General features: G+C 57.1%; 12 protein-coding genes and 3 pseudogenes. 6 read left to right on the forward strand and 9 right to left on the reverse strand.

Going from position 1 to position 18,370, the window contains the following annotated elements; all coding sequences use genetic code 11:
• Nucleotides 1-109: 109 nt before the first annotated feature.
• Nucleotides 110-2,887 (forward strand): ATP-binding protein, encoded by a 2,778-nt coding sequence (locus tag FHS21_RS12495; protein WP_183662029.1) that lies wholly within the window; start codon nucleotides 110-112, stop codon nucleotides 2,885-2,887.
• A 36-nt stretch (nucleotides 2,888-2,923) separates the two neighbouring features.
• Here the strand turns inward: FHS21_RS12495 and FHS21_RS12500 are convergent, their stop codons facing one another.
• The 4 genes from FHS21_RS12500 to FHS21_RS12515 form a co-directional block, all read right to left on the reverse strand.
• On the reverse strand, nucleotides 2,924-3,229 hold the full coding sequence (locus FHS21_RS12500; protein ID WP_112532085.1) for a putative quinol monooxygenase: 306 nt from the start codon (nucleotides 3,227-3,229) through the stop codon (nucleotides 2,924-2,926).
• A gap of 20 nt (nucleotides 3,230-3,249) precedes the next feature.
• Nucleotides 3,250-4,002, reverse strand: coding sequence for an alpha/beta fold hydrolase (locus tag FHS21_RS12505; RefSeq protein WP_112532128.1), 753 nt, complete (start codon nucleotides 4,000-4,002; stop codon nucleotides 3,250-3,252).
• A gap of 63 nt (nucleotides 4,003-4,065) precedes the next feature.
• Nucleotides 4,066-4,863 (reverse strand): DJ-1/PfpI family protein, encoded by a 798-nt coding sequence (locus tag FHS21_RS12510; RefSeq protein ID WP_183662031.1) that lies wholly within the window; start codon nucleotides 4,861-4,863, stop codon nucleotides 4,066-4,068.
• 143 nt (nucleotides 4,864-5,006) lie between these two features.
• Nucleotides 5,007-6,242 carry an MFS transporter gene (locus tag FHS21_RS12515; RefSeq protein ID WP_183662033.1) on the reverse strand — a complete coding sequence of 412 codons (1,236 nt, stop codon included), beginning with the start codon at nucleotides 6,240-6,242 and terminating at the stop codon, nucleotides 5,007-5,009.
• A 490-nt stretch (nucleotides 6,243-6,732) separates the two neighbouring features.
• Between FHS21_RS12515 and FHS21_RS12520 the strand changes: the two are divergent.
• From FHS21_RS12520 to FHS21_RS12530, 4 genes and pseudogenes are all read left to right on the forward strand, one after another.
• Nucleotides 6,733-6,924 (forward strand): annotated as a pseudogene (locus FHS21_RS12520) (type II toxin-antitoxin system VapB family antitoxin); the annotation flags it as partial.
• Nucleotides 6,925-6,938: 14 nt separating this feature from the next.
• Nucleotides 6,939-7,091 (forward strand): annotated as a pseudogene (locus FHS21_RS30650) (type II toxin-antitoxin system VapC family toxin); the annotation flags it as partial.
• A 486-nt stretch (nucleotides 7,092-7,577) separates the two neighbouring features.
• Nucleotides 7,578-7,862 (forward strand): hypothetical protein, encoded by a 285-nt coding sequence (locus FHS21_RS12525; RefSeq protein ID WP_112532082.1) that lies wholly within the window; start codon nucleotides 7,578-7,580, stop codon nucleotides 7,860-7,862.
• Between the two features lie 226 nt (nucleotides 7,863-8,088).
• Nucleotides 8,089-10,266: a sensor domain-containing protein gene (locus tag FHS21_RS12530; RefSeq protein WP_246411004.1), complete on the forward strand. Its 2,178-nt coding sequence runs from the start codon at nucleotides 8,089-8,091 to the stop codon at nucleotides 10,264-10,266.
• A gap of 905 nt (nucleotides 10,267-11,171) precedes the next feature.
• Here the strand turns inward: FHS21_RS12530 and FHS21_RS12535 are convergent.
• The 5 genes and pseudogenes from FHS21_RS12535 to FHS21_RS12555 form a co-directional block, all read right to left on the reverse strand.
• Nucleotides 11,172-12,245 carry a sensor histidine kinase gene (locus tag FHS21_RS12535; RefSeq protein WP_183662035.1) on the reverse strand — a complete coding sequence of 358 codons (1,074 nt, stop codon included), beginning with the start codon at nucleotides 12,243-12,245 and terminating at the stop codon, nucleotides 11,172-11,174.
• Between the two features lie 482 nt (nucleotides 12,246-12,727).
• Nucleotides 12,728-12,991 carry a hypothetical protein gene (locus tag FHS21_RS12540; RefSeq protein WP_183662037.1) on the reverse strand — a complete coding sequence of 88 codons (264 nt, stop codon included), beginning with the start codon at nucleotides 12,989-12,991 and terminating at the stop codon, nucleotides 12,728-12,730.
• Nucleotides 12,984-13,226, reverse strand: coding sequence for a hypothetical protein (locus FHS21_RS12545; protein WP_183662039.1), 243 nt, complete (start codon nucleotides 13,224-13,226; stop codon nucleotides 12,984-12,986). The genes FHS21_RS12540 and FHS21_RS12545 overlap by 8 nt, the downstream gene beginning before the upstream one ends.
• Nucleotides 13,227-13,297: 71 nt before the next feature.
• Nucleotides 13,298-13,618 carry a hypothetical protein gene (locus FHS21_RS12550; protein ID WP_183662041.1) on the reverse strand — a complete coding sequence of 107 codons (321 nt, stop codon included), beginning with the start codon at nucleotides 13,616-13,618 and terminating at the stop codon, nucleotides 13,298-13,300.
• 293 nt (nucleotides 13,619-13,911) lie between these two features.
• Nucleotides 13,912-14,050 (reverse strand): annotated as a pseudogene (locus FHS21_RS12555) (cell division protein FtsZ); the annotation flags it as partial.
• Between the two features lie 505 nt (nucleotides 14,051-14,555).
• Here FHS21_RS12555 and FHS21_RS12560 point away from each other — a divergent pair.
• Complete coding sequence (locus FHS21_RS12560) at nucleotides 14,556-17,990, forward strand: autotransporter family protein (RefSeq protein ID WP_183662043.1); 3,435 nt, start codon at nucleotides 14,556-14,558, stop codon at nucleotides 17,988-17,990.
• Nucleotides 17,991-18,370 lie beyond the last annotated feature (380 nt).

The following is an 18,370-nucleotide window of genomic DNA, read 5'->3' on the forward strand; positions in this document are numbered from 1 at the left end:
GCGTGTTCATTACGGAGCCATTCGGGGGTGCATGGAACGATCCGGCAAACTAGACGGTAAGACATATTGCTTCGGGGACTATCGGTTCATTCCAGACCGACAACTGTTGATGCTTGGCGACAAACCGCTGCGGGTGGGAGCCCGGGCTCTCGATCTGCTTCACCTGCTCCTTATCCACGCGGGGGAAGTCGTCGGCAAGGATCGGCTGATGAGCTTCGTCTGGCCCGACACCTTCGTGCATGAAAGCAATCTGAAGGTCAACATCGCCGCCTTGCGCCGTGCTCTTCGGCAAGAAGCGTCAGGACTGTCGTGCGTCGCCACGGTAAGCGGCCGCGGCTATCGCTTTGTCGCGCCGCTGCGTGTCTATGGAGGAGATCACTCGCCGACTGCTTTCGAACCTGGCAAGGCGGTAGCGAGAGAACTGCCGAACATTGCGCCGATCATTGGTCGCGATCAAGTAATCACCGCGCTCGAAGCCAAGCTTGCGACGGAAAAATTAGTGACTGTTGTCGGCCCGGCCGGCGTCGGCAAGACGACCGTCGCATTGGCCACAGCGAGCCACCTTCTGAAACGCTATGGCGATGGTGTTTGCTTCGTAGATCTTGCCACCATCGGTGACCCACAGCTTGTAGCCGCGACGATTGCGGCTTCGCTGGGCGTCAGCGGCAAATGGACCAATGTGCTTGCCGGCATCGTCGAAACATTGCGGGATTGCGAAATGCTGCTCGTGCTCGACAATTGCGAGCATGTTCTTAGCACGGCCTCCGCCATCGCGGAGCATCTGAGGCTGGCGGTTCCCGGCATCCACATCATTGCGACGAGCCGGGAACCGCTCCGCTCGCGGTCCGAGAATGTCTATCGCTTGTCTCCGCTCCCATATCCGGACGAGAACGGTGGCACCAACCGAAAGGAGGCCCTGGCTTTTGCTGCCGTCGAGCTCTTTGTCAGGACGGCACACGAGGCGTGTGGCTACGTGTTAGATGACATGGATGCGCCTAAGGTGGCGACCATTTGCCGACGTCTCGACGGCATCGCGCTTGCGATCGAACTCGCCGCGTCGAGGCTGGCGACTATGGATCTGGCAACCTTGCTCGGTCTTCTCGAACGCAGCTTTGAGCCGCTCAACGCGGGATCTCGCGAAACTCTACCGCGCCACCAGACCCTTCTTGCGACCCTGGATTGGAGCTACCAACTCCTCTCCACGGATGAGGCTCGGCTCCTGCGGTTGCTTTCGGTTTTTTCCGCAAGCTTCTTTCTATCCGATGTGATCGGCGTCGCCGGCCGCATGGGCGGAAGCATCGATGAGATAGCGGCGTGCACTGAAAGCCTCGCCGCGAAATCGCTCCTGTCGGTCGCGTACGATGCCGGCGCGCTACGCTATCGCCTCCTCGACAGTACTCGCAGCTTTGCGGCCGAGCGGCTAAACAGGAGTGGAGAAGCCGTCGACGCTCAATCCAACCTTGCGCGCCATCTTCTACGAGTGTTCGAGCAAGCCGAGATGGAGTGGCAATGGCAGCCGAGGAACCAATGGACCGCCACTTACGAACCGCGCGTTAACGACTTGCTCAACGCGATCGATTGGACTTTGGGCGATGGCGCCGATCCCGAGGTCGGCGTGCGTCTTACCAGCGCTGCAATTCCGCTTTGGGACGAGTTGTCGACCGTCGCTGAAAGTCGCCGGCGCGTAGAACGGGCACTGCAATCAGTCGAAGCCCTGTCGCGATGCGAACCCGCTGTCAAAATGAAACTGATCGCGTCCTACGCCTCGGGCCTCAATTTCTCCGACCATTTCGGTCCCGAAGCCGACGCGGCGTGGATAGAGGCCAGCCAATTGGCGCGCGAGATCGGCAACGTTGATTACCAGCTACGTACCTTGTGGGGACTTGGCATACTGCAAAGCTTCACCGGACGGCACAGGCAGGCAATTATGACGCTCAGGCAGTTCGCTCAGCTCGCCGATCAGGAAAATGAAAGGGCGGTCATAGCGGAGGGAGAGCGGGTGAGGCTGATGGCCGCCTTTTACTGCGGCGATGTCCGGTTTGCCTGCGATGACCTGAGGAGACTCGTGCGCGAGCATGCGATCACCGCGAAGCGATCGGGCGTCGCCCGATTCCAGATGGACCGGTACGTATCGATCCGGGTGGCTTTGGCGGTGGCGGCCTGGGTGTCCGGCGATCGAAGCGAGGCGACGACGGCGCTGCAAGATGCACTCGACCACAGCCTCGCGCTCGATCACTTGGTTTCACATTCCAACGCCCTTGCACAGGCGGCCCTGCCTCTGGCGCTCTGGTCCGGCGAGACCGAAACTGCGCGCCGACATGTTGCGTTGCTGGCGCGCAATCTTGCCTTGCGCGATATCGCCATCTGGCGACCCGTCTGTCATTTTTACGAGGGCGCCGTGAGGAGCATGGACGGCGAAGGCGAGGGTGTCGACGCGATGCAACTGGCGATAGGGCAACTCGTTGCCAACAATTTCCTCGTCCGGGTGCCTGTCTATCTCGCCATGCTCGCGGAAGCCGCATTGCGTCATAAACGTATCGCGCTCGCCCGTGACAGCCTGAGCGCTGCCTTCGACCGTGCCGACCGCCAAGGCGAATACTGGTCCCAGCCGGAACTGCAGCGGGTGCGCGGGCTGCTGCAGTGGCGGGATGGCGACTTGTCGGGCGCGTCGGAAACGCTGCTGCTGGCGACGGAGACTGCAAGAGAAAGCGGTGCGCTTTTCTTCCGGCTGCGGGCCTCGACGGCTCTGGCGGAACTGTGGGCGGAAACCGACCGGCACGTGGCAGCAGCTGATCTGCTGTCGCCCATCTGCGCCGAATTCGATAACGTACCGCCCTGTGCGAATGTAGCGAAGGCACGTCACCTGCTCGAGACTCTCAGGCGATAGTACACAACCCGGTCCAATGGTGCTTCTTAAACCACGTCAGCCATTCTTGTTCGCGACCAGCGCGGGCTCGAGGACAAAGGCATTGCGGTCGGCCAGGTCGTGGATTTTCGACAGATAGTTCTTGAAATGCGGTGTCTCGCGGTGGGCTGCCACCGCTGCATTGTCGACATAAAGCTCGTCCAGCGCATAGCGGTCGGCTTTCGTCTGGTCCCGCCAGATGTCCCATCGCAGATTTCCCGGCTCCGCCCTACAGTGGGGCGCCATGCTGAAGAGCAATGCCTCAAGCTCTCCCGCCTTGCCCGGCCTTGCCAGCAAAGTCGCCATAATCTTGATGTGAGCCATGATCCGGATCTCTCAGTCGGCTATTTCGCGCTGCCCGCAGTTTCTATGAAGGCTGCGACCTCCTGCGGATGGGAGAGCATCACGGCATGGCTGCTGTTGATCTCCATGGTTGTGGCGCTGGCCCGCTTCGCGAACGCCCGCTGGAAGGTCGGCGGGATCATCAGGTCTTTGGTGGTAACCATGAAATGCGATGGCTTGGCCTTCCACGCGACCTTGGTGATTTTTGTCTGCACCGCTTCCAGCCCCCACGGTACCTGGGCGATGGCCATGAAACGTGTAATCGAAGCATCGACATCAGCGGCGAAAGCACCCGGGAATTTTGAAGGATCCACGAGCAGGTAGCCCTTGTGGGGCGGCAGTAGCGGCGCGCCCGATTCTCCCGGCGGTACCGGCTCTTCGGCAAGCGATGCTACAGACTCTCCGGCGTCGGGCGCAAAAGCTGCGATATAGACCAGATCTCGTACTTTCGGATTGTCACCCGCCTCCGTGATGACCATTCCGCCATAGGAGTGGCCGACGAGGATTACCGGGTGTCTTGCAGCTGCAATAACCTGCTGCGTGGCCGCCACGTCGCCATTGAGGCTGATCGTCGGGTTCTGGACGACGAGCACCTCGTATCCTTCATCAGTGAGTATGTCGAACACCGCCTTCCAGCCGGAGCCGTCGACGAACGCCCCATGCACAAGAACAATCGATACGGGCTTTTCGCCCGTCTGCGCCAACGCGGCTGCAGGAGCGATCAAGGACAAGAGAAGGACTAAAGCGATGCGCATCATAAAACCCGCTCCGTTTGAAATTGACGATGTCGAAGGCGAGGCGTTCTGCCGCGCTCTCGTTCAACGCGCCGCATTGGCGCGATCGAGTGCTTCGATGAGCTTTGCCGCTATCGGATGGTCAGAGCGAGGATTTTGGCCTGTGATGAGTTCCCGATCGACGACCACATGAGGCTCGAAATCTGGACCAACTGTCGTCTTCGCGCCAGCCAAGTCCAAGGTTTCGGGCATATTGAAATAAAGCTTGCCGTGCAGGATAGTCTCCTCGATGGGTTTTTCCTCGCTTGCCGAATAGACCGTCATCCTGTAGCCGGCATATTGCCACCCCTTTGCAAGTTCTGCCGCCTTGACCCGGTCACCCTGGATCAGCGCCGTGCGAAATTCGCTCGCCCGAGGCATTGCGGAAATCGAGACGATCGGGCCGTGGCAGAGCAGGGCGGTGGGCTTTCCGGCCGCGTGGAAATGCCGAAGGATCTCTCCCGCGTCAGGATCCTGCATCAGATCGACGACGGGCCCTTGGCCGCCTGGCGCGAATACGCCGGCATATTTATCCAGCCCCTCCTCGATCACAGATCCCAGAGTGCGGCCCGTATTCGTCGAGGGATCGTTGGCGAAGAAATCTTTGCCGCGCTGATACGCCGCCTCGTCGCCGCCGAAATGCTGGACTGCGTCCGACGCCGGGTCAATGTAAGGCTTGGCGCCCGAAGGAGTGGCAAGCAGAACGTCATAGCCTGCCCCGACAAGCGCCAGCATGGGCACCACCGTTTCATTTAGATATTGTCCCGTCGGCCCGGTGCCTCCTCCCTGAATTTTGATACGCGTAGCGTTCGAGCCCATCACCAGCACTTTTCCCTTGCTCATAAAGCCGCCTCCTGATGTTTCGCGGCGGTGGCGGACCGAAGCCGACCATCCGGAATTGGGCAGATGATATCGCGGCGACCTCCCGACGGCTGGTTAAAAGAGGTAAAACCGACATAGGTGCAGATGGCGATCGCCTGGCGACGTCAGGCGAATGCCTGGGTCTTTCGGGTTGGATAAGGCCCCAGAAGAAGAATCGTTGCCGCCCCAGCCGCGAGCAACAGCGCACAGGCTTTGAGTATTCCCGAATAGGTGCCTGTGCTGTCGAACGCGTAACCGAACAGGCTGGGTCCCACGAAAGCACCGACTACGAAGATGCCGTATAGCGTGGCGTAGGTCGTGGCATAGCTGCGCATCCCGAGATAGCGGGCGACCAGATAGGCCATCAGGTCGAATTCCACTCCAGAAGTGAGGCCAAGCAACAAGATAGCTATGCAGGCCATGGGAAAGCTGACATGGCCCAGCGAAAGGATAAGGCAGGAGACCGCGCCCAGCGTCAATATGACCGTACCGACTGCAGGCGCCCAGAAACGATCGACCAGTATGCCGCCAAGCAGTCGGCCGGCCACGGCCGCTATTCCAACGAGCGAGGCGAGTTGAACGACTTCGCTGGGGGACAGGCTCAGCGAGCGAAGTATGTTCTCGATGTTGGGCAGTGGCGCGGCGATAGCGAGCGACATCGGCACGAAGACGATGGCCAAGAGCCAAAAATAGCGGGATTGGAAAGCCTCGCGAGCGGTCATGCCTTCCGATGCCTTGCTCATCGCCGGTTCCGTGCCAGCGCTCCTACTTGGCAACCTGGCAAAGCCCCAGAGAACCATTGGGCACGCGATCAATATGGGCATTGCCCCAACCACCAAGATCGCGACACGCCAACCACCAGTTTCTATCAACACCTGAGCCAGCGGTTTCACCACGAAGGCGAACAGGCCCGCGCCAGATAGCACGATGCCAAGGGCAAGACCGCGGCGTTCTTCGAACGCATTATTCATCACCCGCGTGAAGACGACGGGGGTCGCTCCCAACCCGAAGATCGCGATAGCCAGCCACGACAGATAGTATCGTTCGATAGAGCCGTTCGATGCCGCGAGCGTCATGTAGCTCAGGCCCAGGCACGGCAGCGAGATCGACGCCACCAGGCGCGCACCAAACCTGTCGATCAACGTCGCGAAAAATGGACCGACGATGAAAATTGCACCGGCCAACAGCGACAGACCGCCAAAAATGATCGCGAAGGACCAGCCGAATTCTTTCACGAAGATCGGCGCAAAGACGCCGATCGTGTAGAACGGAATGGCGGGCATGCCCAAAGCCGTTCCGAGCAAGCCGGCCAACACCAGCCGCCATCCGTTCCTGAACTCGTTGAAGTCTATTCCTTTCAACGGGCACTTCCTGTTTTTCGAAAGTTCGGCAATCGCATCGTTGGGCAAGACTATGCGCAAATGTATCCCTGTCTGCAACCATGCAAGGTTGCGACAATCTCGAGAACGGCAAATATGGTCGGATGAATGCGGTCAACCGTGAATGTGCTCTCCTTTTGCATGTCCGCTTTCAGGATGCAGCCGCTACCGGATCCAGGCCTGAAGAGGGCGCATAGCGGTCGGGCGCGCCACGATCGCCAAACGCCAGCTTCGGGGCCATGTGCTGACCGACAGCTTCTACCCTCACAAGCAGCATACCGGATGTTTTTCGGCACAGCAGCGGCACATTTATCATGCTCGATCGGCCAGCATGTAGATGGTCAATAGCACTTGAGCTTCGACCCTTCGGGTAAGAAATTTTCGATGCCACATCAGTGAACGCGTTGCTGCAACGGCATGGATTTTATCACCAACGGTGCTATTTTTCGCGCTTCAGTTAGGGAGCTACATCATGCGATCGACTATTAACCTCGACGACGCGCTTATGGAGAAGGCTAGGTTGTTGACCGGTACAAATGAAACTGCGGCCCTAGTGCGCCAGGCGTTGGAAACGCTTGTCCGTGTGGAGTCGGGAAAGCGTCTCATCGCGGTCGGAGGAACTATGCCCGATGCTAAGGCAGCTCCGTGCCGCCGGAGCGCAGCGGATCGCCACAGTCTTTCAGCATCGGCATTGGCTACACCGATGCTCACTTGCTGGCATCCGTCCTTCTTGACCAGCGAGCGAACTTATGGACCAGAGACAAGCGCCTAAGAGCAGCGGCCGAAAGGGCAGGCGCTTCACTGCACCTACCCGTAAATCGTCCCGACTAAAATTGCCAAACCAAAGCCCTTATTTTAAACGCCCCAGATCGCGAAATGCCACTGCCTTGCTATCAACAGTTGGAAGATCGGAGTGAGGTCCTCCCGCTCAGGTTCCGCGGGGAAGCTACGGTGACGCCTGATTCGGTTAAATAACTACATCGATCCAGATTAGCTCACTATCGTGTGGTTGCGACTGAACCTTTTTAAGCTCTCCACGCGGGCCGAGTATAAATCAAAACAGCAAGCCAATGAAGTCGGTCCGCGTTGACGGGCATGTCATTGAAACATGCGTTCTGTTCTTTGGACAACCGGATATGCCTTGATTTCGTCTTCGCTGTTCTTGTTTTTCATTCATCTAAACCAAGGAATATGCAGCATTTAATGACTTACGTTGACTTGTTCGCCTTAAAGGACGACTCTGGTCTTGTCGTCAGGCATTGGATCGGCCGCTGACGCTGGAGAGATTAGTTGAGCTCCCGCCCAAAGGGAGCAATCATGTCATTTCAAATTTTAACGTCAGTTTCCAAAGATGCATATACCAAGGTGAACTGGCACGTCATGTCGGCAGCCTATGAACAGGCTATGTTCCTGCTCGATGCATCGGATGATGGAAATCATAACGCGGGCCGATTGGCACGTGAAGTAATGCGGCTGTTTAACAACGGAAAACGTGACGTCAACTTGATCGCATCGCTGGCCGCGGACCGGGAGCGCACCATGGGTTTTAGCACAGAGATGCGCCAACAAACGGTGCGCGCGCGCTCGGGCGTAAGGCCCTAGCCCCGTGGCCGATGACTATACCCGGATGCAATTGCCTTGGCTCCGGAGACTTTTCCTCCGTGCTCCATTGAACGAAAATGGCACACGTTCCGGCTGTTCCAATCCCCAGAGCGGCGACTTGCAGATCGATCGTTTGACCGCAACGATCGGGGGGATGGCAGCGCGAAACCATGACGGCCTTTTTGCAAGCACGGAGTGGACGGCAGAGCGGAATTTGCTGAGGGCAATGATAGATCAGGTACCCGATTATCTGTTTGCGAAAGATCTGGATCATCGCTTTGTTATTGTAAACCAAGCGGTAGCGCGCATCCACGGTTACGACCACTCGGAGGAGTTGATTGGCAAAACCGATTTTGATCTACACGCGGCCGATCTTGCGACAAGGTTTTTCGAAGTCGAGCAGACGATAATCCAATCCGGCAGCCCGATGATCGACATGGAGGAAGAAGTCGTCGATGCAGTCACCGGAGGCAAAAAGTGGCTTTCGACCTCCAAAATCGCCCTGCACAATGACAAGAACGAAATCATAGGACTTGTCGGGATATCGCGTGACATAAGCGTTCGTAGACAGGCGGATCGTCTTCGCGACGAGCAAAGCCTTGTACTTGAAATGATCGCAATGAACTCGCCTCTGAGGGATGTCCTGGACAAAATAACGCGCCTGATCGAAGAGCAGCTGGAGGGCGTGTTTGCCTCAATCCTTCTTGTTGACAGTGATGGAGAGCACCTCTGGCACGGTGCCGCGCCGAGTCTTCCGGGGACCTATGCCCGCGCTATTGATGGCATCGCGATTGGCCCGAACATGGGTTCTTGTGGCACCGCAGCTTATCGGCGGGAGAGCGTCATAGTCGCGGATATCGCAAATGATGCACTTTGGAGCAACTTCAGGGACTTGGCACAACCTCACGGCCTGCGCTCCTGCTGGTCGACGCCAATTTTGTCGCATCAGGGCGATCTCCTTGGTACCTTTGCCTTGTATTCAGGCGAGGTGAGGGAACCAGGTTCCTTTGAAAGACGGCTCACTGAAAGGGTAGTAAGGATTGCTGCCATCGCGATTGAGCGCAAGCAAAACGAAGATGAGATATTTTTCCTGGCCAATCATGACGCTCTGACGGGCTTGCCAAATCGAATTTTGCTGAAGGATCGTTTGACCCAGGCGATGTTGCACACGCAACTTCACAATCATAATCCATGGGTATCGGTGGTCTTCGTAGACCTCGACAATTTCAAAACGGTCAATGACAGGCTGGGCCATACGGCAGGAGACGAGCTTCTCAAGATTGTTGCGGGTCGTATGGTGGGCTGCGTGAGGCCGATCGATGCCGTTGTTCGGCTTGGTGGCGATGAATTTGTTATACTGCTGGTGGATCTGCCCGCAAGCACCGATGCGATCTCTGTAATCCTGCACAAGCTCAGGGCAGCCATTACTGACCCGATTGCGCTTGACGGCCACGAATTCCACATCACTTGCAGCATGGGCGTTGCTACTTTTCCACATGATGGCAACGATGCAGAGGCGTTGCTGATGAACGCCGATGCGGCAATGTACCAGGCCAAGAATAGTGGACGGGACAGCTTCCAGTTTTTTACCGCGGAGATGAATACCAAAGCGCACGAACGCTTTGCAATGCAGGATGCGATACGCTCGGGCATCGCGCGGTCGGAATTCTACCTCGACTATCAACCTCAAGTCGATCTGCGCTCGGGGCACATCTTCGCGGTAGAAGCTTTGGTTCGCTGGAGACATCCCGTTCTGGGTGTATTATCTCCCGTTCATTTTATATCACTCGCCGAGGAAACGGGTCTCATTGTTCCGCTTGGGGACTGGGTCCTCAACGAGGCCTGCCGGCAAAACAAAGCCTGGCAGGATGCAGGGCTTCCGCACCTCAGCGTCAGTGTCAACGTTTCGGCACTCCAATTTCAGGAAAAGGACTGGCCGCAGCGGGTGAGGCGGATATTGAAAGAAAGCGGTCTTGAAGCCGAGTATCTGGAACTGGAAGTGACCGAGAGCCTGTTGATGCGCAATGTTGATCAGGCAATCGCAACGATGAAAGAGTTGCAAGAGCTGGGCGTCCATTTTGCCATCGATGATTTTGGCACGGGCTATTCCAGCCTGAGCACGCTGAAATGTCTGCCCGTAACACGTCTCAAGATCGATCAATCGTTTGTGCGTAACCTTGCACATGACGAGGATGATCGAAGCATCATATCTGCTGTGATATCCCTCGGACAGCGCTTGAACATGATGGTAATTGCAGAGGGTGTCGAGACGGAAGATCAACTTGCCTTCCTGCGTGCCAACGGGTGCGACGAGGCCCAGGGGTACCATTTCAGCAAACCCGTCGACCCCGGCGCGATGGCTGATTTACTTAATGCTCCAGAGCTGATCCTCGAGCACATTTAGTGCAGCAAGACCGCTCCATGCATAAAGCCAGCTCCGTTTGCGGTTATGGTTGATGAGCATTCGCCATCTTATCTTGGGTGATATTTGCTTGCGCGGCTGTGCTCCGTCGCTTGAAGTACCTGGAAGCTGTACTGGTCCCATGTGAGCGGCTTGCCGCTGGACAGTTTACTGTTGCTGATATTTTGATGACAAACGTGTTTCGGCTACCAAAGGCAATGTCTGCCGGCGATTTTCCGGCAATACGATCCTACGTAGACCAAGCCTATGCGCATCCTGCCTTAAAAGAGCCTACGACGGCCAGGCGCATTTCGTCCGCAACCTCTCCGTTCCATCCCGCGTACACCGATCCGCTTCCTCGTCCATTGCCGCTAGGCCATGGCCGAATGGAATGCTGTGGCTCATAAACTCGTCTGAGAACCGGAGGGGTGGGGCAAGGCGTGAAACCGCCTCTCGAATCGTTTTTCTTCGATTGCGGAATGCCACGGCCTTACTCCTATCAACTGTCTGGAAGATCGGAGTGAGGTCCTCCCGCCCGGGTTCCGCTAACCAAGCTATGGGGACAAAGGAGTCGGGTAAGTAGATACAACGATCTAGTTTGGCTGACCATCGTGTGAGAATTGCGTAAACGGATAGTGGGGTCGAACGCCGTTCGGGCGTTAATCGGCGCCATACAAGTTGCAGAAGTTGCTATCGCACCAGACGGGCGTGCGCTATCTAACTCTCCTCCAGGCGCATCAGGAGTACTGCAAAAACTCCAGTCGTGGGGACGATGGTAAAGCGCGACATCATGGCGATCCGGAAGGGGGATTGGTCGACTTGCTTTCGAAGCACAATTGCCAGAGGTGGAAACTTGGATTTGTCCATCTCCGTACAACAGTCGCCGTCATCGTTAGTTCCGATTGTGCTCATGCAGCCTTTGGCATGCGCGACGTGAAGGTCGCCCGCGTGATCGACACGCGTGTGCCTTTTGCGCTGCTGGCAACATCCATCTTCGCGTCAAGTTGTTTGACCAATGCCTGAACGATGGCAGTCCCCAGTCCGCCGGCAGTTTCGCTGGTGGTAACGGTGTTTTTGCCGATGCCGTTGTCGGAGACGACCAACTTCCAGTCGGTCTTGTCTACTTCGTAGGTAACAGCGATCGCGTCATCTGCCCGAACCACTGGAAAAGCATATTTAATGGCATTGATCACAAGTTCGGTTACCATCAGTCCGATGCTGACAGCCTTGTTCGAGCCGATCCATTCCTTGTCCGCAACCACATCGATGGCGACCGGATTGTCTTCACCCGTCATCGAGGCCGCCAGACTGGCGCAAAGCTTGGACAGGTAAGACCCGACTTCAATCTGGTCGACGCTTATCGACGTATGCAGGTGCCGCTGCACCTCTGCCACCGACATAACACGCTGATGCGCGTCCTGCAGATGCAGCCGTGTTTCCTCCGACGTGACGGCGCGTGCCTTCAAAAGCAATATGCTGGCAATGATCTGCAGGCTATTGGCAACACGATGTTGCATTTCCTGTAGCAGCGTATCTTTCTGACGCAGAAGCTCTTCCGTCTGCTGCAGGAGATCTTCCTTTTCGCGTTCAATTGCGCGGCGATCGGTTACATCCGAAAACGCAAGTAGGATCGTCGAGAGGCTGCTGTCGTCATAGAGCACTTTTCGCGCATTGAGCAGCATCGTCCGGCGCCCGAGACTGGGGAAATCATGTTCGACTTCAAAGCCGTCCATAGCTGTCTTCTCCGGGATGATTGTTTCGAGAAGATCGCGCAGGGCAGGGATGTCCCACTGGCCGTCTCCAAGTGAGTAGAGCAAATGGCCCCGCGTCCGCTCGGGGTCGACCTTGAATTTTTCGTAGAAGGAACGGCTTGCGGCAAGGACCCGAATTTCATCGTCTAGCACGAGAAAGGGATCGGGAATGGTGTTGACGATCGCTTGCGCAAGCTTTTGCGCGTCTTCGAGATTAGGCAGGTCGATCATGACAAAGCGTGGATCCAATCTGAACCCGGTACGGCTTCGATACGAGCGCGCCCTTTTGATCCTCATGGAGTATAGACCGAGCGTTTGTTAATGTCGCCAACCCATTTAGTTGGCTGAAGTGACCCCGCACTCCATCCGGACGTCTCGACGTGCAGCGGGTTCTGTCGCAACACCGATTACTTACCGCTCATCCTGCATAGAGCTTCTTTCTTGCTTGTAAAACACCCCTCACGGAACGCGTGAGCAATGCGAGCTGCTGTCACGACGACCTTGATCGGCCTTTACTGCGGAATACTGACATCACCGCACGGAGGACCGCTCGCTCCTGGCTAGCCCGGATCTTCGGCCAGAACCATATCCTTTGCGGATTTTGGGGTCGGCGCAGGCGAATAGCAGCTTCATCACACCGGGTGATTTTGGCCGCCCCAATTTTGACGAGGTTTTGCACGGTTGCTTCCCACGTCATCTTGATAGCTTGATGGTTATTCCAGCTCCGGTACGTCGCCAGATTGAAACAGGATCGTCGGAGCCGCATAGCCTCCCACATCAGGCTGTACATCGCGAACCCACGCCAGGACGCCAACACATTTTCCCGCGAGATAGCGCGCCATTCGCGTGGCGTCTTCCGGGGTGTCGAACTGCATCGGATCGTAAGCCGGCACAAGTTGCCCATTGTCTGCTCGGCTGAATGCGACAACAACGATGAGACGCGCGGGATGATCATTGGCGTCAGCCAATTCAGACATCCTTTTTCTTTATCAATTTCGCCAACCGGGTTTCTATCGCGAGCGCGATATCGTCACGCCGCGCCAAGGACAGATTGTCGGCTATTTCGATTATCGCCGACAATATCTCATCCCTGTGCCAGCCTACGTCCCACGCTTGGCCGACCAGTTCTATCAGTTTGTCCTCAATCGCCAACTGGCATGCATCAAAGCGCTCGGGATGATTTCTGGAATAGTGTGGTCTTGGAATTGGCATGATATCTTTCTCCTCAAAGGATATCTCATTTCATCAAACACCACCTCGGCAGCGTATCAACCGGCTCGTTCCTATTCAGTGAGCTCTGGCGGAAACTCAATGGGTGCAAGACCCTGCTTGACACGAAGCTTGTTCGCAGTCGCGACGGACAGGTTGGTCCATATGTCGGCGATCGTCTCGGCCGCCCCGACAAGGTCATCGTCAATGTCGTGCTGGTCCATTTCGTCAAGGATGCGATCGAAGGTCTGGGCACCTTGCTCGACCACGCGGTAAAGCCTGACTGCCTGAGCAGTACTCAAATCAGCAATCTCGAGCGTTCGTGTAACATCGTCCGCGATCTGCTTGGCGAACTCCGCCTGCTCCTGCAGCGTTAGAACCCAATCGATGGCCATGATCTCTCCCACAACAAATTCGCAGAGCCTACGCTCGCCGTCAATCGGGCTGTGGACCATCAGGATTGTCACAGTCGACCGAGACACAGCGAGAACCTGATTGGAGACGCGGTCACTTGGCTACAGCGCGCGCAGTGGCAAGAACGAAACGTTCCCATTGCCACTGCCAAACGCACCTACTGTGTCTGCGCCATTAACGTGATCGATGCAACAACCGAACCTGAAATGTTCCCTCAAGAACATTTGCCGAACGTGGCTCCCAGAATGATGTTGGCTTCGTCGTCCACTTCCTAGCGGATCCGCGTGGCCGCCTCATCAACTTCGAACAAGGTCACATCCTGGCTGCCAGAAATGGAAACCAGGACCCTCAGCTCCTTTCATCGAAGCGATATCGAGTAGCGGACTTGCAATGGCCGCTTCGGCCGCGGCTAAGGTGTTAGGGCAGCCAAGGATTGATATGGCGGAACGGTCGATGAACCGGAGTCGGTAAACGTAAATAAGCGCTTTGACGATCTGGAAAAGAAGATCGAAAAATCTCAGGCATTCTATTCATTGCGGGTCTTGTATTGGCCTTCGTCGCCTTCATTGTCAAAGGAGGATTCGCGTTCTGCGAGTGCTGTCGTTGCCTATCTCTCTCGTGCGGTTTTGGCGACATTTCTGAATCCGCTGAATGCCCGACTGATTACAACTCGCGGAGGGGCGCTTTAGCTCGTCCCGAACGGTGCACGACGAGGCTGACTTCCGCAACCTCAGATAGCCAATATTCAATATTGAAGAGTTTTTCGTTGCTGCGCTGCAACAGATTCAAGTTTTCTTAAGCAACGCTGAAGTTTTGCCTCTACAACCTGTTGTTGTATCCATCGAATCCCATAGCTTGCGACTTCGGGTATAGGGATATGGGGTAAGGTCGGTGGCAACAAGTATCAGCAGTAGGATTTTGGACAAGCGCAGTGCGCTCCTCGCGGGGGTGTGCACTTCGGCCTTGGCGTTCTCCCTGGGATCGCAAGCATCTGCGGATGAATATACGGTGTCCAATGAAGCGGAGCTGCGTGCGGCGGTCCTTTCGGCGAACGCTGATCCAGACGCCACTGCGACAATCATCCTGGCGGGGGACATCCTGATGAGCTCGTCTACGAGCCTACTTCCTCCCTCCAAGCCCATCACGATTGACACTCAGGGTTTCACTCTCACCGGCAACATCAGCACCGGAAACGGTGCTCTTTTTCTTACAGATAGCGGAACAAGTGATCCAGTCACGCTGGAGGGCAACTTTGTTGGCGGGAACGCCGCCGCCGGCACTGCAGGAAGTGGCCTCATCATGCGGACAGGTGTGTCCGCGATCAACAACGGTGTAATTGTGGGCGGCAACAGCCTGGATGCTGATGGCGGATCCGGCGTGCAGCTCGGCACCACCGGTGTCGGACCCACATCGTTCGTCAACAATGGAACGATTCGCGGCGGGGACGGCCCGACTAACGGTGTTAATGCGAACGGTGCTGGCATTCACGTGCGGGTGCCGACGATAATGCCCCTTATCAATAATGGGACTGTCGAGGGCGGTGTGGGAGCGGCTGCCATCATCGTTCGGCCAGGCACAGCATCGCTGAACCTAATCAACAGCGGCACGATCAGCGCTGGAGCAGGACAGGTCGATGCAATTCGATGGATGACTGGAGCAACGACGGGCACGCTGTCGTTGGAGTTGCAGTCGGGCTCTGTCATTAACGGTAATGTTGTTGCAAATGCAACGGCAACCACTGACACTTTGCGCCTCGGCGGGGCAGCGAACGACACCTTCGATGTGTCGGCCATCGGCCCGCAATATCAGAATTTTGACACGTTCGAGAAGACAGGCAGCAGCACCTGGGCGCTGACCGGCACGGGCACTGCAACCACCGACTGGGTGATCCAGCAGGGTACTTTGCAAATCGGAAATGGCGGTACGAGCGGCTCTGTCACAGGCAACATCACGAATAACGCAGCGCTTTCCTTCAACCGAACCGATGCCATGACCTTTGCAGGAACGATCAGCGGCACCGGTATTGTGAGCCAGATCGGCAGCGGCACGACAGTGCTCAGCGGAACCAACGCGTACGCGGGCGGCACGTTCCTCAACGCCGGAACTCTTTCAGTATCGTCCGATGGCAATCTCGGGGATGCGAGCGGTGCGCTCAACTTTGAGGGCGGCACGCTGCAGGTGACAGGCACAGGCTTTACTGGCACGGATCGGACGATAAATTGGGGCGCCAATGGCGGCGGATTCGACATCGCCGACGCGGCCAACACATTCAACGTCGACCAGGATATCGCAGGCGGCGGCCGGCTGGCAATGACGGGTGCCGGGACCCTGGTGCTGACCGGCAGCAATAATTTTAGCGGCGGAACGACGATCTCAGCCGGCACGCTGCAGCTTGGTGACGGCGGCACCAGTGGCAGCATTGCCGGAGACGTGCTGAACAACGGCACGCTGGCATTCGACCGCAGCGATGCGCAAACTTTCTCCGGAACGATCTCCGGTTCCGGTACAGTGAACCAGATTGGCAGCGGTACGACCGTGCTGACCGGCAGCAACAGCTATAGCAGCGGGACAACAATCTCGACCGGGACGCTGCAGCTTGGCAACGGCGGCACGTCCGGCTCCATACTCGGCGATGTTGTTAACAACGCCACCCTTGCGTTCAATCGCTTGAACAGCATGAACTTCGCCGGGACAATTTCCGGCTCGGGAGAGATCCATCAAGTGGGATCGGGCCTGACAAACCTGACGGGAGACAGTTCCGGCTTTACCGGCACAACCACGGTTGACGCCGGCACTCTTGCCGTCAATGGCAGCCTGTGCGGTGATGTGAATGTGCTGGCCGGCGGACGGTTGCAAGGCATCGGCACGGTCTGCGATACCAACAACACCGGCACTATAGCGCCGGGCAATTCCATTGGCACGCTAACGGTGGCAGGCAATTACACCGGAAACGGCGGTACTTTGGAGATAGAAACCGAGCTTGGCGGCGATGCCTCGCCGACAGACCGGCTGGTGGTTACCGGCGACACGGCGGGCAGTACCAATGTCAAGGTGATCAATGTCGGCGGGACTGGTGCGGCGACGGTCGAGGGGATCAAGATCGTCGATGTCGGCGGCGCGTCGAGCGGCACATTCTCGCTGCTCGGCGATTATGTGATCAATGGCGAACAGGCGGTCGTTGCCGGAGCCTATGGCTATACCTTGCAGAAGAATGGCGTGAGCACGCCGAGCGATGGTGACTGGTATCTGCGTTCCGAGCTGACATCGCCGACCGCACCTGGCGAGCCCGAAAATCCTGGAGAACCCGGCGGTCCGATCTACCAGCCCGGTGCGCCTCTCTATGAAGCCTATGCACAGGTGCTGCAGAGCCTCAACGGTGTCTCAAGCCTGCAGCAGCGTGTCGGCAATCGCTATTGGGCCGGCGCAGGCAACAGCGCACTTGCACAAGGCGATGGCCCTGGAACAGTTGAAGCCGCCCCGATGCCTTCAGAAGGCGGCGATACCGTCACCGATGCGCGGGGCATCTGGGCACGGATTGACGGTGCCCATGGCAAGTTCGAGCCAAGGACTTCGACCACGGACGCTGATTACGATATCGACACCTGGAAGCTGACAACCGGCATCGACGGCCAGTTCTACGAGAGCGACGCCGGCAAGCTCATCGGCAGTCTTACCGCCCATTATGGCCATGCCTCGGCCGACATTACCTCGTTCTTCGGTGATGGCTCGATCGACACCGACGGTTATGGACTGGGCGGCACGCTGACATGGTATGGCCAGAACGGTTTTTATGTCGACGGGCAGGCACAGGCGACCTGGTATGACAGTGATCTGACCTCCGATACGCTCGGCACCAGCCTTACCGACGGCAACAATGGTTTCGGCTATGCCTTCAGCCTTGAGACGGGCAAGCGGATCGATCTTGACCAGAGCTGGACCCTGACGCCGCAGGCGCAGCTTGCCTATTCCAATGTCGATATCGACGACTTCACCGACCCGTTCGGCGCCGACGTGTCGTTTGGCAGCGGCGACAGCCTCAAGGGCAGGGTCGGGCTTTCCGCCGATTACCAGAATGCCTGGGAGGATGGTGCCGGCAAGCTGACCCGCACCAATCTTTATGGCATCGCCAACCTTTATTATGAGTTCCTCGATGGCAACGAGACCGATGTCTCCGGTGTGAACTTCGCCACGGCCAATGACCGCACCTGGGGCGGTATCGGCGCCGGCGGCAGCTATAACTGGAATGACGACAAATATTCGCTCTACAGCGAGGTATCCATCAACACCAGCCTGTCCAATTTCGCTGACAGCTACAGTGTCAATGGCACTGCGGGGTTCAGGGTGAAGTTCTGAGGGCACCAGAGCCCGTCGCGATTTACCGCAATACACAATGTGAAGGGCAGGCCGGGTGCCGACACGGTGGGCACTATGGTCAGCATTCAAAAGCGTGCGCTTGCATGGTTAACAAAAGGAAAAGCACCCGAACCTCCGGAACGCAAATTACCGGAGGATCGGGCGTCGGAAGGGGGCTGCTGGTGAAAAAGAAGCACGATGCCTCTTCTAGCAGGCCCCGCCAGGCACGGGGGTGTACCAAGCGTTCCTAAAATACTCTCAAAACGGCGGTGCCACTACGGACCAAGGACCCATGATGGCTCGGACTAAGGTCCAACTTATCCTTGGCGGCCCATAGTGGGGCGATCTATAAACACAAGAAAGAGGAGCAAAAAATGGAA

This window comes from Phyllobacterium trifolii, from assembly GCF_014192095.1.
Taxonomy (GTDB): domain Bacteria; phylum Pseudomonadota; class Alphaproteobacteria; order Rhizobiales; family Rhizobiaceae; genus Phyllobacterium; species Phyllobacterium trifolii.

Excerpts from the sequence above, each read along its gene's own strand:
- FHS21_RS12535 (WP_183662035.1), bottom strand. The coding sequence starts at position 12,245 with ATGATCGACCTGCCTAATCTCGAAGACGCGCAAAAGCTTGCGCAAGCG.
- FHS21_RS12500 (WP_112532085.1), bottom strand. The coding sequence starts at position 3,229 with ATGGCTCACATCAAGATTATGGCGACTTTGCTGGCAAGGCCGGGCAAG.
- FHS21_RS12550 (WP_183662041.1), bottom strand. The coding sequence starts at position 13,618 with ATGGCCATCGATTGGGTTCTAACGCTGCAGGAGCAGGCGGAGTTCGCC.
- FHS21_RS12540 (WP_183662037.1), bottom strand. The coding sequence starts at position 12,991 with ATGTCTGAATTGGCTGACGCCAATGATCATCCCGCGCGTCTCATCGTT.
- FHS21_RS12505 (WP_112532128.1), bottom strand. The coding sequence starts at position 4,002 with ATGCGCATCGCTTTAGTCCTTCTCTTGTCCTTGATCGCTCCTGCAGCC.
- FHS21_RS12495 (WP_183662029.1), top strand. The coding sequence starts at position 110 with ATGCTTGGCGACAAACCGCTGCGGGTGGGAGCCCGGGCTCTCGATCTG.
- FHS21_RS12525 (WP_112532082.1), top strand. The coding sequence starts at position 7,578 with ATGTCATTTCAAATTTTAACGTCAGTTTCCAAAGATGCATATACCAAG.
- FHS21_RS12530 (WP_246411004.1), top strand. The coding sequence starts at position 8,089 with ATGATAGATCAGGTACCCGATTATCTGTTTGCGAAAGATCTGGATCAT.
- FHS21_RS12510 (WP_183662031.1), bottom strand. The coding sequence starts at position 4,863 with ATGAGCAAGGGAAAAGTGCTGGTGATGGGCTCGAACGCTACGCGTATC.
- FHS21_RS12545 (WP_183662039.1), bottom strand. The coding sequence starts at position 13,226 with ATGCCAATTCCAAGACCACACTATTCCAGAAATCATCCCGAGCGCTTT.